Here is a 14654-nt window from a genome sequence, read left to right on the forward strand (position 1 = left end):
CCGGCTTGGGTGGGCAGGTCGGGGTGTTCGGCCCACATCCGCACCAGTTCCGAGAACGCGCACCCGCGTCGCTCCCACTGGGTTCGGGTGTCGCGTCCGTCTTCTTCGGTGGCGGGGCGGGGTTTGGCGAGTGGGTCGAGCATGGCTTGCAGGCGTGCGGAGGTTTCGTCATCGACGCGGGCTTTGATCTGGTGTCCGCCGTCGCGGTGTGGGGCGATGGAGAACTCGGGTTGGAAGGGTTTCGGTTCCCGGGTTTTGGGCTCTTTCCCGTCGGGGTCGAGCTGGCTCAGCAGGCGTCGTCCGGCAGCGCGGATCTCCCGGGGACCAGCCGCGCGGGCGAGTTCGGCGAGGATTTTCTCCGCCTGCTCCCGATCCTGCACCGACACGGTCTGGGGAAGCTTGTCCAGCACCCGCAGGATCTCGTCGATCTGCGCGGCGCCGACCGCACCCTCGCTCGCGGCCTGCGCCGTCGCGGGCGCAGTAGGCGGCTGCTCTCCGGAAGTCAGGTCGCGGGTGCTATTGAGCGCCAGTGCTCGCGCCGCGCGAGCTTTCGCCTCGGCATACGGGATGTTCAGCGTCTCCTGCAACAGTCGCACGAGACTTCCGTATCCGGTGGTGTCGCGGATTCCGCGGCGTTCGAGTTCGGCCATGACCTCGCCCTGGACCGCGGCTTCGCGGCGCTGCACACACTCGGACTCCAGGAGCCTGTCCAGCAGGCAGCCGACATCGGCGCGCCACCACTCGGTGCGCGTCGCGGAGGTGTTGCTGTCGACTGACATACCTCCACGATACGCCGCCTGATCGAACATGTGTGCTATCGATCGGGTGAACCTGCAAAACGCGCTTTTCCTTGCTGTGTAAGGATTTTCAGCCACGTCGTGCCTGCCTTCGGTACGGAGGTCACGGTGAGTGCAGGGTGTGCCGGATGGCGTGCATCGCTGGCGCGCCGGCCCACGGGAAAGAGCGAGGCGCGGTCGCGTGGCGACCAGGCTGGAAGGCTCGCCGGAGCACGCGGCAATTCGACCGAGATCGCGTCCTTTGTAGACAGTGCGGCAGCCTCGGGTGTGACTGCTCAAGTTCCAGGCGTTGGCTCCCAGGCACACCAGGGCGTCACTCGGTGGCCGGGGTCCGCGCCGGGCGCGTGATCAAGGTACCGTGGGTTTCACCGCGCGTGACCCCTCTCGCCACGGCGGGTCCGCTACTTGACTGGGAGATCCTGAGATGGCCAGTAAGTTCACCGAGCTCGCGATCGACTGCGCCGATCCCCAAGGCCTCGCCCGGTTCTGGTGCGCAGTGCTCGGCTATGAGGTGCAGGGCGAAGAGGACGGGCTCGTCACCATCGGCTCTCCCGAGGTGCCCGAGGGCAGGAACCGTCTCGGGCCGGTGCCGCCGACGCTGACCTTCGCGCGCGTGCCCGAGGGCAAGACCGTCAAGAACAGGCTCCACATCGACCTCAACGCGACCGACCGGGAGCAGGACGAAGAGGTCCGTCGTCTGCTCGAGCTGGGCGCGAAACACGCCGACGTCGGTCAGACGGGCGAGGAGAGCTGGGTGACGCTCGCCGATCCGGAGGGGAACGAGTTCTGTGTCCTCGCGGGTCGTCACCCCTGAACGGGACTCGCGCCCAGTTCGCCCGGCTGAGCGAGGCCCAGCTGGTCGCAGAAACCGGCGTGCAGATCGAGGATCTGCGTCAGCGGCGCCGGTTTGCGCGTGGTGGCGGCCATATCCTCTTGCGCTTCCTGCGACCAGAGGAACGGGTACACCGTGATGCCGTCCCGCAGGCCGAGTTCGGCCACCTCGGTGCGCCAGGTCGGCCAGAGCAGGTCGTGGTAGTGCCCCGCGGCGCCGCCGTCCAGCAGCCAGGTGAGCCACTGGCTGTGCCCCATCTCCAGGTCTTCCCAGACCAGGCTGGAAGGCGAGAAGTACACGACGCTGCCGGGCGCGCCGGGCCTGCCGTGCTGTTCGTGCTCCATCCCGTTCAGCGCGAACACACCGCCGAGCACGTCGTGGGCGATGATGAGGCCCGCAGCCGGTTGCCAGCCTTCTTCGGCCGTCGAGGGGAACCCGTTGACCTCCGCCATGCTGGGCAGCCCGTCCGGGCCGCCACCGGACCCGCCATAGACGCGCAGCCACCCGTCGTGCACCAGGATGCCGCCGGTGTTCAGCGCGATCGCGCCCAGTGGCGAGCGCGCGGTCACCTGGAGCTGGAGCAGCGTTGCCTGGCATTGCTCCGGATCCGGTGGCAGCACGACATGGCTGGTGAAGCTGCTGGCGAGTGCGTCGGCCAGCATCGGCCACGACGGGTAGGGCACGTCGACAAGCTCGGTGATGTCTCGCACGGTATCGCTTCCTGGCTCGGCGTCTCGGGACGAAGCGGCACCGCCGTCCACAGTGGATAGCCAGGCGTAACCGCGCCGCCTGACGGCGGAATCTAACCTGGCGAGGCGATTCGAGTAACGTCTCCTGCCCGTCGAGCGCGATTATCGTGCCCGTTCGGCCTCGGAGGCCGCGAGCGTGGCCGCGAAACCGATCGGCGAGGCAGTGGTCTGGTGCAGGTCGAACACGACGAGTTCGTTGCGGTCCCGCCGCAGCCACGGCGCCGGGCAGAAGAGCCGATGCTGTGGGCCGATCGTCCAGTAGCGGCCGAGGTTGTGGCCGTTCACCCAGACCACGCCCTTGGTCCACCTCGACATGTCGACATAGGTATCGCCAAGGGTGGACACGTCGAAGGTGAGCCGGAAGAACAGGCCCGGCCTGCCGGGATCGCTGACGTGGGTGCGCAGCGTCTCGATGAACTTCGAGTCCATCGGCAGCGGGAACACCTCCCAGCCGGTGAGTTCGGCTCCGCGCAGCGAGACGGACTCGAGGATGCCCTTGCGGTCGACCAGGGCGTGGCCGAAGTTGGTGCGTCCCATGCCTTCCACCGCGATGTCGAGCGTCGGCGAACCGGAGCCCGGCGGAAGGGTGAGCGGCAGATTGTCGTTGGTGACGTTGAGCCGGGTGGCGAGGGCGGCCGGAATCCGGGCACGCGAAAACCCGCCCGCGTAACGGCCGTCGACGAACACCGTGGCGTAGTCGTGTACCCAGCGGATGTCCAGTTTCCCGCCGGAGTAGCGGTCGATCTTGGTGCGGTACAGGACGAAGCCGGAGTTCTGTCCGTGGGCCTCCATCGGCTGCGGTCGCGACGAGCGCAGCGGTGCCGGGAGGTTGTCCCACAGGGAGGCGAAGGGCGTGGGAGTGAACGTCCTGCCTTCGGAGGTGTACGTCGGGACCGGGGCGGGGACCGGCGGAAGCGGATCGGGGACGGCGCCGCCGACGATCGAGCGGTAGGCGTGGTAACGCGGTCCGGCGGCGCCTTGTTCGGTGATCGGCGCGTTGTAGTCGTAGCTGGTGATGTCCGGCTGGTAGGCGCCGGAATCGTCGCGCGCGTTGGCTCCGGCCCAGAAGCCGAAGTTGGTGCCGCCGTGGATCATGTACAGGTTGAACGACAGCCCGCCGGTCATGAATCCCTTGAGCTGTGCCGAAACGTCGCTGTCCTTACCGGCGAACGCCGGTTCGCCCCAGTGCGTGAGCCAGCCGGGGTAGACCTCGCCCGCCATGGCGGGGACATCCGGGAACGACTGCCGTGCCCCCGCGATCTGTGCGGCGTCACCCCCGCTGAGGCCGATGGCGCCACCGGTGACGACGGTGTGGTTCTGCCGGACCTGGGCGAGCCCGTCCTGCGTGTAGAAGGGGCCTGGTACACCGTTCGAGATCCACAGCTGCCGGATCTCCTCGAGGTAGGTCGTGTCGCTGCCGTAGGAGCCGTACTCGTTCTCGACCTGGACCATCAGGATCGGCCCGCCGTTGGCGACGAGCAGCGGCCGGACGCGGCGGCTCAGCGCCTCGGCGTACCGTTGTACCGCGGCGAAGTAACGCGGATCCTCGGCACGCCGGACCCGGAGCTTGATGTCCTTGTGGCGCAACAGATACGGCGGAATGCCCCCGAGATCCCATTCGGCGCAGACGTACGGGCCGGGCCGCAGCAGTACCCACATGCCCTCCGCCGCGCACAGCCGGATGAACGCGGTGACGTCGCGCCGCTCGGTCTCGAAATCGAAGACGCCTTCGCGCTCTTCGACGTAGTTCCACATGACGTAGACCGCGATGGTGTTCATACCCATCGCCTTCGCCATCCGGATCCGGTGCCGCCAGTATTCGACCGGGATCCGCGCCGGATGCAGTTCGCCGCTGCGGATCTGGAACGGCTTGTCGTCCAGCAGGAACGTGCTGCCGTCGGCGGCGAAGCCGAATCGGTGCCGTGCTGTTTCGCTCGCGCCGGCCGTGGCGGGCAGTGCCATCGCCACCGGGGTCAAGGCGCTCAGGACCAGGAATTGACGTCGCCGCACGCTGGGCTCCTTTGCCGGGGAAAGGTCCGTTCTTGGTCCAGTCCAATCCTTGATCGAGAGTAACCCCGCCGCGGCGGACAAGGCAATGCGTGACTCACCGGCGATGTCTACAGTGGACGATGTGAGGCGGCTCTCCCCGCTTCGGCGATTCACGGTTCGCGAGGCGGGGTACCGCCATACGAATGAACGCTTGCGCGAGGAGGTGCCGCCGATGAGGTGGAGTGTTGTTCCGGTTGTGGCCTTCGCGGCCTTCGCCGCGGTCGCTTGTTCGTCCCCGACGGGCGATTCGGGCTCGACGTCCGCTTCGACTCCGCCGCAGTCGAGCCCCGAAACCGACGTCGTGCGCGGCCCGGCCGCGAGCGGCGCCGACGCCCAGGTCAACATCGTGTACGCGAAGGGCGAGGTCTCACCGCGGCCCGGGGTGCTCAAGCTGCAGAAAGGTCAGCGGATCAAGATCAACGTGACCTCCGATGTGCACCAGAACATCGACGTGGCCGGTTATCCGGACAAGAGCGCCGACGTCGATCCCGGTGATCCGGAGGACATCGGTTTCACCCCGGATCACACCGGCGACATCCCGGTGAAACTGCGCGAATCCGGCACGTTGCTCGTGACCGTCAAGGTGATCTGACCGGAGATCCGTTACGCGCTGCGCTTTTCAGGCGCTCCAAACTAGTCCGTTTGGTCCTGTCGTTTTTCCGGGGCACCTCATTACCCTCCAGTAAGGGTGGCGTCGATCACATCGCCGGTCCGAGGAGGCACCATGGGGTGGCGCGTGCGGCCAGTGATCGGAGACGGTCCGCGCGAGCGCAGGCTCAGACATGTCACCGCGTGCCTGACGTGCACCCTTCGCTGCGCGCACTGCGCGCTTCCGGTGCGGCTCACCGGAAAACTCGATCACCCCGGCTACGGCGTCGTCGACGAACACGCCGTGGCCGGCTTCGGCGGGCTCCCCGATCTGGGACTCCTCCACCGCTTCTGCCGGGACACCCTCGCCAGAAGCCTGACAGCCGAACTCGCCGTCCGGCGCGCGTATCTCGGGCACGTGACCGAGCTGTACGAAACGGGCGAGCGGATCCGGCGGTACGAGCGGCTGGGCGTGTGCCCACCGCGGCCGGGAAATCCCGAGCTGTACCGGAAACGCTGGCGGGTGGCGAAGATGCGGTACGCGTGCAAGGCGTGCCGGTACTACACCGGCTCGCATTGAGCCACTTGCCGATCGCGTCCCCGTAGAAGAACCGCCGTCGTGGAGGACTCGTGCTCGTTCGTCTGATTCTCGGTTTGCTCATGACCGTCGCGGGGCTGGCGTTCGCCGGCAGGCGGGTCGCGTTCCTCGTCCGGCTGATCCGGTCCGGCCAGCCGGACACCGGCCGGTCCGACGAACTGGGGCGTCGCGTGGCCGCGCACCTGCGCGAGGTGTTCGGGCAGCGCAAGCTGCTGAAATGGTCCGTACCGGGGCTCGCGCACTTCTTCACGTTCTGGGGCTTCGTGATCCTCGCGTCGGTGTACCTCGAGGCGTACGGCGCGCTGTTCGACGAGGACTTCCACATCCCCTGGATCGGCCGCTGGTCCGTGCTGGGCTTCCTCCAGGACTTCATCGCGGTCGCGGTCGCCGTCTCGCTGGGCGTGTTCGCGGTGATCCGGATCCGGCAGGCCCCGGACCGCAAGGAGCGGGCGTCGCGGTTCTACGGCTCGCACACCGGCGGCGCGTGGCTGATCCTGATCATGATCTTCAACGTGGTCTGGACGATGTTCCTGTTCCGCGGCGCGTCCTCGGCGGCGGGTCACTTCCCGTACGACTCGGGCGCGTTCGTCTCCCTCGGCGTCGGCGATCTGCTGCGGCCGCTCGGGCTCGGTGTCAACGAGCCGCTGGAGACGGTCGGGCTGTTGCTGCACCTGGGTGTCATGCTGTCGTTCCTCAGCATTGTGCTGTACTCCAAGCACCTGCACATCTTCCTGGCACCGGTGAACGTCACCGCGAAACGGCTGCCCGACGCGCTCGGCCCGCTGCTGCCGATGGAGTCGAAGGGCAAGCCGATCGACTTCGAGGACCCGGACGAGGACGACGTCTTCGGCCGCGGCAAGATCGCGGACTTCACCTGGAAGGGCATGCTGGACTTCGCCACCTGCACCGAATGCGGCCGCTGCCAGTCGCAGTGCCCGGCGTGGAACACGGAAAAGCCATTGTCCCCCAAGCTGCTCGTGATGGGGCTGCGGGACCACCTCTTCGAAGAGGCGCCGTATGTCCTGAGCGGTAAGGAGAATCCGGAAGCACGTCCGCTGGTCGGCACCGCCGAGGAGAACGGCGTGATCGATCCGGACGTGCTCTGGTCGTGCACGACGTGCGGGGCGTGTGTCGAGCAGTGCCCGGTGGACATCGAGCACGTCGACCACGTCGTCGACATGCGGCGCTATCAGGTGATGATCGAATCCGCGTTCCCGAGCGAACTGGGCGTGTTGTTCCGCAACCTGGAGAACAAGGGGAATCCTTGGGGCCAGAACAACTCCGAGCGCCTGGCGTGGACCAAGGACCTCGGGTTCGACGTTCCGGTGTTCGACGGCGAACTCGGCGCGGACGTCGAGTATGTCTACTGGGTCGGCTGCGCGGGCGCGTTCGACGACAACGCCCGCAAAACCGTGCGCGCGACCGCCGAACTGCTGCACATCGCCGGCGTGGAGTACGTCGTGCTCGGCACGGACGAATCCTGCACCGGCGATCCGGCGCGGCGCTCGGGCAACGAGTTCCTGTTCCAGATGATGGCGCAGCAGACCGTGGAGACGCTGAACGCGGTGTTCGAGGGCCGGGAACCGCGGCTGCGCAAGATCGTCACCACCTGCCCGCACTGCATGAACACCCTCGGCAGGGAGTATCCGGAGCTCGACGGGCACTACGAGGTCGTGCACCACACGCAGCTGCTGAACCGGCTGGTGCGCACGGGCAGGCTGACGCCGGTGAAGGCGGTCGACGACAGCGGGCCGAGCGTCACCTACCACGACCCGTGCTATCTGGGGCGCCACAACAAGGTCTACACGCCGCCGCGCGATCTGGTCGGGGCCGCCGGCGCGACGCTCGCCGAGATGCCGCGGCACGCGGACCGGTCGCTGTGCTGTGGCGCGGGCGGCGCGCGCATGTGGATGGAGGAGCAGATCGGCAAGCGCATCAACCTCGAACGCGTCGACGAGGCCCTCACGACCGAGGCCGAGACGATCGTCACCGGCTGCCCGTTCTGCCGCGTGATGATCTCCGACGGACTGGTGCAGCGGCAGAGCGAGCAGCGCGGTGAGAACGTCGACGTGCGGGACGTCTCGCAGCTGCTGCTGGAGTCGGTGAAGCGGGCGACGGCGATGCCCGAGGACGCCCCGGTGATCCCCTGAACGCGGGCTCAGCGGAAGGCTTCGGCGTGGTCGGCGGCCCAGTCGGCGAAGGTGTGCGGGTCGTGGCCGGTGAGGTCGCGGAACGTCGGTGAGACCTTCTCCGGGTGCTCGACCATGCCCGCCCACGCGTCGAGGACGGCGTCGACCAGCGTGTCCGGCCAGCCCTGCGCGAGGAGGTCGGCGCGGGCCTCGGACCGGGACTGTTCCTCCCAGCGGACCGGGGTGCCGATCGCCTCGCCGATCGCGTGGACCTGGTCGCGCTGGCTGAGCTGTTCCGGGCCGGTGAGCGCGTAGGCCTTGCCGACGTGGTCGTCGGTCGTCAGCGCCAGCACCCCGATGGCGGCGAGGTCCTTTTCGTGGACGAGGGTGCGGACGGCGGCGCCGTACGGCCAGCGGACGACGCGGTCCTCGCGGATCTGCGGTGCCCAGCCGAGCGCGTTGGCCGCGAACCCGCCGCCGCGCAGGAATGTCCACTGTAGACCGGAAGCGCGGATGACGGCTTCGAGCGCGGCGTGGGAGTTGGTGATCGGGTCCGCCCCGTCGTCGACCGCCGAGGACGACAGGTAGACGACGCGGGTCGCGTGTTCGGCGATGACGTCCACCACGGGCCCGGCCTGCCCACCGGGGTGCAGCGGCCACACCAGGAACACGCTGTCGACGCCGGTCAGCGCGGCGTGCAGGCTCGCGGGATCGTTCAGGTCGCCGCGCACGGCCTCCACGCCGTCCGGGAGCTTGGCGGCCTCGGGGTGGCGCACAAGGGCGCGCACCGTGACGTCGTCGCGTCCGGCGAGCTGGGCGATGAGCGCGCCGCCGACGTTCCCGGTAGCGCCGGTGACAAGAATCTTCTTGGTCATTTCGCTGGTTCCTTCGTCCGTTGCGAGTACACCAGCGAAGGTAGAACTTAAAGGGAGCTTGAAGTCAACGCGACGCGGCCAGCTCGCCGCGCGAGCGCACCTTGAGCTTCCGCAGCACGCTCGCGACGTGCTGTTCCACCGTGCGCCGTGAGAGGAACAACACCTCGGCGATCTCCCGGTTCGTGTGTCCCTCGGCCAGCAGCCGCGCGACGTCGCGCTCGCGTGGTGAGAGCTCGTCGCCGTAACCACGGCGTCCGCGGCGGGACGGCGTGACGGCGCCGGTCGAACGGTAGGCGTGGCGGCAGCGGGCGGCGTCACGGGCGGCGCCGAGCCCGTCGAACACCTCGGCCAGCTCGGTGAACGTGGCGGCCGCGGCGGGATCGCCTTGGCGGAGGCGGCAGTGCGCGAGCCGCTCGGAAGCCAGCGCGGCGTGATACGGAGCGGGCAGCCGTTCGTACTGGCCGCGGGCGTCGTCGAAGGACTTGACCGCGTCCGGCAGCTCGCCGTGGTGCGCGGCCACGATGCCGCGGCAGGCGGCGAGCGCGGCGTGGGCCATCGGCGCGTCGAGCGTGCTGATCTCGCGTTCGAACTCGCCGAGCAGCGCGCGGGCCGCGTTCGCCCGCCCGCCGAGGCAGTACGCGTCGGCGGCGACCGGGAGCAGGTCACCGGCCCATGCCCAGACACCCTTGGTACGCAACAACTCCAGGCCCCGATCGACCTGTGTCACCGCCGTCTCGACGGAGTCCTGGGCGAGCAGCATCGCGGCGATCCCGCCGTGCGCGGCGATCACCACCGGGGTGAAAGCGTTTCCCGGCTGGTCGACGGCGGTCGCGGCGAAATGCTCCGCCGCGCGGTCCCAGGCACCGCGCGCGGCGGAGAGCAGGCCGAGGATGAGCGACAGCTCGCTGGTCACCGGGAGCAGATCGCGGTATTCCTCGATCAGTGCCTCGGCGCGTTCGTCGAGGCCGGCCCAGTTGCCGGTGAGCCAGTCCGTGTGCACCCCGGTCGACCGCGCGGTGCCGACGACGTACGGCGCGCCGCAGTCGGCCGCGAGCCGCATCCCGCTGCGCAGCAGCCTTTCCGCTCGCTGATGGTGCCCGATCCACGAACACGCGTCGGCGACGTTGCAGTGCAGGCGGGCGAGCTGCCGCTGCTCCTCGGCGGTGCCGACCCGGACGGGCGCGGCGGCGAGCATGGCCCACGCGTGCGCGTCGCCGGTGTGCAGCCGCGACGCGACGTTGTTGGCCATCAGCGTCAGCGCGCGCCCGTGGTCGCCGGCGGACGACGCCGCCGCGATCAGCTCGTCGACACGGTCCATCCAGCGCCGGTGCTCGGCCAGTGGCGTGTCGCTCACCCAGGGCTGCGCGAGCACCGCCATTCCCCGGCCAGCCAGCGCGGGCCGGTCGCCCAGCGCGGCGATCGCCAGCTCGATCTCCACCCGCGCGGCCTCCAGGCTGCCCGCCTGGCGGATCAGCATCAGCCCGAGTGTCAGCCGGACCTCGCCGGACAGCCGCCCGGACAGCCGTTCGTCGGACAGCAGCCGCTCCAGTGTCGTGACGACGTCGCGCTGGGACAGGCCGTTGCACGCCACGGTGCTCAGCTTGACCGCCAATCTGTCCACATCGGACGGTGTGAGGTCCTGACCTGCCAGCGCCGTGCGGAGCAGATCGATCGCGGCGGCGAGATCGCCCATCGCGCCGGCCTGGTCGGCGGCGGCTTCGCCGTAGCGCAGCGCGCCCGCGGGGTCCCCGGCCTTGCGGCAGTGCTCGGCCAGCCGCACCAGCGGCGCCGGATCCCGGTCCCGCAGCAGGCGGACGGCGCGGCGGTGCAGCTCCTGGCGATCCGGGCCCGCCAGTGTGTCGTACACGGCCTGCTGCGCCAGCGTGTGCCGGAAGCCGTAGTGACAGTCGGCGGTCTCGACGAGGATGGCGCGGTCCAGCGCGCGTACCAGCGCGTGGCGGGCACGGGCCGGAGCGAGGCCGGAGATCTTCGTCAGCAGGTCCAGGGGCGCCGGTTCGGCGAGCACGGCGGCCGCCTCGGTGATCCGGCGCGCGGCCAGGGGCAGCGCGGTGAGCCGTTCGACGATGGTGTCCCGGAGCAGGGAGGGGACTTCGACGGCGTCGAGGAGTCTTCGCGCCGCCGCGCCGTCCGCCTGTACCGCGCCTTCGGGGTCGCGCAGGGCGTGCACGGTTTCCTCGACGGCGAACGGAAGTCCGGCCGTGCGTTCGTGCAACCGGGCGGCGAACTCGGCGGAGACGGCGGGGGTGCCGAGCAACGCACCGGTCAGCTGCCGGACGCCGTCGCGGTCGAGCGGCGCGAGCCGGACGAAAACGCTCGCACTGCCCGGCGCGGGCCGGTACGCGCTGCCCAGCGGGAGCCCGCCGGGCACCTCCTCGCCGCGGTAACTCAGCAACAGGCTCAGCCCCGGCGGCGGATCTCCCATCAGGAACCGCAGCAAGTGCCGTGATCCGTCGTCGGCCCAGTGCACGTCCTCGACCACGAGCAGCACCGGGCCGAGCGCGTCCAGCAGCGCGCGGACGGCGCGGAACAGCCGGTGCCGGTCCGCCCGCGGGTCACCGAGTGGTGGCGGTGGCTCCGGGAGGTGGGTCAGTTCGGGGAGGTAGGGGGCGAGGGCGCCGGTGAGCGGGCTCAGCGGCCCGGCGGGCACGCCGTCGACGCCGCGCAGCGCCTCGATGACGACTCCGTAGGGGAACGGCTCGCGCAGCGGCTGACAGCACCCGAGGAGGACCCGGTGCCGTGCCGTTTCCGGCCGGGTGACCAGCTCGCTCACCAGGCGCGTCTTGCCGACGCCCGCCTCTCCTTCGAGCATCAGCACCGCGGGCGGCGCGGCGGCGGCGCGGGCCAGCGCGCGCAGTTCGGCCGCCCGTCCGATGAGGACCGGGGAACTCGTCCGGCACACGATCCCGTTGGTCATCGCCCTGCTCCCGATCTAGCGCACCCGAAAGCGGTACAGGCCCAAACCACCTTGTCCGGGTGAACGCAGCTTAGGTCGGGCGGCACCTGTCACGGAACAGATCCGGATGGTCACAGAACTTTCGTAGGGGGTAATGAGCCGGCATTAGTTAGGTAGCCATACGGGCCGCTACCTCGCTTGTTCCCGTGAGTGATTGTCCCCGACAGTGAGACCGAGGTGGCTCTCGGTCACCGCCGGAGCGCGGCCCGTCCGCGCTCCGCTTCTTCTGTTCGAGCGAACGGAGTTGGGTATGCACAACGTCTATCGCAAGGCGGCCCCCGTGGTGGTGGCCGCCTGCGCGATCTCGCTGGGGCTGGCCGCGCCGGCGCAGGCGCAGACCGGGCAGATCCGCAACGCGGGCGTCCCGGGCGCGATCGAGGGCAGCTACCTCGTCGCGCTCAAGGCCGGCGGAGCGCTCACGGCGGCCGCCGGTGACCTCACGCACCGCTACGGCGGACGGGTCACCTATACCTACGACACGGCACTGCGCGGCTTCGCGGCCTCGATGACCGAGGCTCAGGCCCGCAAGCTCGCCGCCGACCCGAGCGTCGAGTACGTCGAGCAGGACGGGATCGCGCACGTCACCGGCACCCAGACGAACCCGACCTGGGGTCTCGACCGCGTCGACCAGAAGGACCTGCCACTGGACCAGAAGTACACGTATCCGAATGGCGGGAACGGCGCGACGGTGTACGTCGTCGACACCGGGACCGACTACAAACAGGCCGAGTTCGGGGGCCGCGCGTCCAGTGGCCACGACTTCATCGACAACGACGACGACGCGTCGGACTGCCACGGGCACGGCACGCACGTCGCCGGCACCGTGGGCAGCAAGACCTACGGCGTGGCCAAGGAAGCCAAGATCGTCGCCGTGCGGGTGCTGAACTGCCAGGGCCAGGGCTCGTGGGCGCAGGTCGTCGCCGGGATCGACTGGGTGGCCAAGAACGCGAAGGCCCCGTCGGTGCTGACCATGAGCCTCGGCGGAGCCGCCAGTTCCACTGTGGACAATGCGGTGAAGAAGGCGGTGGCCGCGGGCGTCACGAACACCGTCGCGGCGGGCAACGACAACAAGAACGCCTGCAACACCAGCCCGGCGCGGGTGCCAGAAGCGATCACCGTGAACGCCTCGGACAACAAGGACAGCAGGGCCTCGTTCTCCAACTTCGGTAACTGCACCGACATCTTCGCGCCGGGCGTGAACATCACGTCGCTGCGCAACGGTGGCGGGACGCAGCAGATGAGCGGGACGTCGATGGCCACGCCGCACGTCGCGGGCGCGGCGGCGCTGTACCTGACGGCGCACCCGTCGGCCAAGCCCGCCGAGGTCGAGAAGGCGCTCACCGGTGGCGCGAGCGCGGGCGTGATCAAGAACCCGGGCAGCGGCTCGCCGAACAAGCTGCTGAACGTCTCCTTCATCGGTACCGGGGCGATGTTCTGATGCGGCGCGGGATCCTGGCCCTCGGTGCCTGCGTGTCGTTGCTGACGCTCGGCGCCGGACAGGCGGTCGCGGCCGAGGCGGAAGGTGTTGTCGTACCGGCGAAACAGCACTACGGCGACCAGTACATCGTGGTGCTCAAGGATGCCGGCGCTGCCTCGGCGTCGGTGTCGTTGGCGCAGCGGTACGGCGGCGAGGTGCGCTCGACCTACGAGCGGACGTTGCACGGGTTCTCGGTCCGCGCGATGACGGACAAGCAGGCGCGGCGGCTGGCCGCCGACCCCGCGGTGAAAGCGGTGTACGAGGACGGCACCGCGCGGATCGCCGACACGCAGACGAACCCGACCTGGGGCCTCGACCGCATCGACCAGAAGAACCTGCCACTGGACAAGAAGTACACGTACGCCAACAGTGGGGCCGGGGTCACCGCGTACGACCTGGACACGGGCATCAACCCGGACAACCCGGAGTACGGTGGCCGCGCGTCGATCGGCAAGGACTTCGTCGGCGGCGAAGGGAAGGACTGCAACGGGCACGGCAGTCACACCGCGGGCACCATCGCCAGCAAGACCTACGGCGTGGCGAAGCAGGTCAAGATCGTCGGGCTCAAGGTGCTCGGCAACGACTGCACCGGCAACGGACCGGACTCCGCCGCGGTGGACGCGATGGAGTGGGTCACCGCGAACGCCGTCAAACCGGCCGTGGCGAACATGAGCCTCGGCATGGATCAGGTCGGCGTCGGCGACGACGCGCTGAAGAAGTCCATCGCCGCCGGGATCGTGTACTCGGTGGCGGCGGGCAACAGCTCGACGGACGCCTGCTCGGTCAGCCCGGCACGGGTGCCCGAGGCGATCACCGTCGGCGCGACGGACAACCAGGACGGCCGTGCCTCGTTCTCGAACTACGGCACCTGCGTCGACCTTTTCGCGCCCGGCGTGAACGTGACGTCGCTGAGCACGTCGAACGGCGGAACGGCGAACATGAGCGGGACGTCGATGGCGACTCCGCACGTCACCGGCGCCACGGCGCTGTACCTGTCCGCGAACCCGGGCGCCACCGCGCAGCAGGTGCGGGACGCGCTGGTGAACAACGCCACCGACGGCGTCGTGAAGAACCCGGGCAGTGGTTCGCCGAACAAGCTGCTCAACGTGTCCTTCATCGGCGGTGGCACGCCGTCGAAGTGCGGCGTCAAGTCGAACACCACGCCGGTGTCCATTCCGGACGCCGGGGACGCGGTGACCAGCTCGGTGATCCAGGATTCGTGTGACGGCGCGGCTTCGGCCTCGCTGCCGGTGAAGGTGGACATCACCCACACCTACAGCGCGGACCTGACCATCGACCTGGTCGGGCCGAGCGGTGCGGTGTTCTCGCTGCAGAAGCCGGGCGGCGCGGTCTCGGCGAACGGCGTGCACACGACGTACACGGTGAACGCCGCCTCCGAGCGGGCGAACGGCACGTGGACGTTGCGGGTCAAGGACGTCTACCGCTTCGACACCGGCACGATCGACGGATTCTCCATCACGTTCTGATCCGCTGAGCTGATAGGGGGGGGGGAGGGCCGACCCGAGCCGCCCCTACGTCGCACCCGCAACAAGAGCGGGCGTGATCAGCCGAGCCGAGACACAAGC

At 69.4% G+C, this 14654-nt stretch carries 11 protein-coding genes; 6 read left to right on the top strand and 5 right to left on the bottom strand.

Annotated features, from left to right (window positions below; all coding sequences use genetic code 11):
• A partial coding sequence (locus ACFWX1_RS46215) for a DUF222 domain-containing protein (RefSeq protein WP_378396296.1) occupies positions 1–779 on the bottom strand: 779 nt, incomplete at its 3' end.
• A gap of 442 nt (positions 780–1221) precedes the next feature.
• Between ACFWX1_RS46215 and ACFWX1_RS46220 the strand changes: the two genes are divergently transcribed.
• Positions 1222–1611 (top strand): VOC family protein, encoded by a 390-nt coding sequence (locus tag ACFWX1_RS46220; RefSeq protein ID WP_378396297.1) that lies wholly within the window; start codon positions 1222–1224, stop codon positions 1609–1611.
• Here the strand turns inward: ACFWX1_RS46220 and ACFWX1_RS46225 are convergent.
• Together ACFWX1_RS46225 and ACFWX1_RS46230 are read right to left on the bottom strand one after the other, a co-directional pair.
• Positions 1602–2339: a DUF2625 family protein gene (locus ACFWX1_RS46225; RefSeq protein WP_378396298.1), complete on the bottom strand. Its 738-nt coding sequence runs from the start codon at positions 2337–2339 to the stop codon at positions 1602–1604. The genes ACFWX1_RS46220 and ACFWX1_RS46225 overlap by 10 nt on opposite strands.
• Before the next feature lie 141 nt (positions 2340–2480).
• Positions 2481–4388 (bottom strand): beta-galactosidase, encoded by a 1908-nt coding sequence (locus ACFWX1_RS46230; protein ID WP_378396299.1) that lies wholly within the window; start codon positions 4386–4388, stop codon positions 2481–2483.
• 211 nt (positions 4389–4599) lie between these two features.
• Here ACFWX1_RS46230 and ACFWX1_RS46235 point away from each other — a divergent pair, with 211 nt between their 5' ends.
• The 3 genes from ACFWX1_RS46235 to ACFWX1_RS46245 all read left to right on the top strand — a co-directional run bounded on the left by ACFWX1_RS46235 (position 4600) and on the right by ACFWX1_RS46245 (position 7763).
• Positions 4600–5019 carry a hypothetical protein gene (locus tag ACFWX1_RS46235; RefSeq protein ID WP_378396300.1) on the top strand — a complete coding sequence of 140 codons (420 nt, stop codon included), beginning with the start codon at positions 4600–4602 and terminating at the stop codon, positions 5017–5019.
• Between the two features lie 132 nt (positions 5020–5151).
• Positions 5152–5595, top strand: a complete 444-nt coding sequence (locus ACFWX1_RS46240; protein ID WP_378396301.1) for a hypothetical protein — start codon at positions 5152–5154, stop codon at positions 5593–5595.
• A 50-nt stretch (positions 5596–5645) separates the two neighbouring features.
• Positions 5646–7763 carry a (Fe-S)-binding protein gene (locus ACFWX1_RS46245; protein ID WP_378396302.1) on the top strand — a complete coding sequence of 706 codons (2118 nt, stop codon included), beginning with the start codon at positions 5646–5648 and terminating at the stop codon, positions 7761–7763.
• 8 nt (positions 7764–7771) lie between these two features.
• Here ACFWX1_RS46245 and ACFWX1_RS46250 read toward each other — a convergent pair whose 3' ends face one another.
• On the bottom strand, positions 7772–8617 hold the full coding sequence (locus ACFWX1_RS46250; protein WP_378396303.1) for an NAD(P)H-binding protein: 846 nt from the start codon (positions 8615–8617) through the stop codon (positions 7772–7774).
• A 64-nt stretch (positions 8618–8681) separates the two neighbouring features.
• Positions 8682–11552, bottom strand: coding sequence for an ATP-binding protein (locus ACFWX1_RS46255; protein ID WP_378396304.1), 2871 nt, complete (start codon positions 11550–11552; stop codon positions 8682–8684).
• Positions 11553–11841: 289 nt separating this feature from the next.
• Between ACFWX1_RS46255 and ACFWX1_RS46260 the strand changes: the two genes are divergently transcribed.
• Both ACFWX1_RS46260 and ACFWX1_RS46265 read left to right on the top strand, forming a co-directional pair.
• On the top strand, positions 11842–13029 hold the full coding sequence (locus ACFWX1_RS46260) for a S8 family peptidase (RefSeq protein ID WP_378396305.1): 1188 nt from the start codon (positions 11842–11844) through the stop codon (positions 13027–13029).
• Positions 13029–14555 carry a S8 family serine peptidase gene (locus tag ACFWX1_RS46265; protein WP_378396306.1) on the top strand — a complete coding sequence of 509 codons (1527 nt, stop codon included), beginning with the start codon at positions 13029–13031 and terminating at the stop codon, positions 14553–14555. Before ACFWX1_RS46260 ends, ACFWX1_RS46265 begins: the two co-directional genes overlap by 1 nt.
• Positions 14556–14654 lie beyond the last annotated feature (99 nt).

It is taken from the genome of Amycolatopsis sp. NPDC059021, from assembly GCF_042739895.1.
Lineage (GTDB): Bacteria > Actinomycetota > Actinomycetes > Mycobacteriales > Pseudonocardiaceae > Amycolatopsis.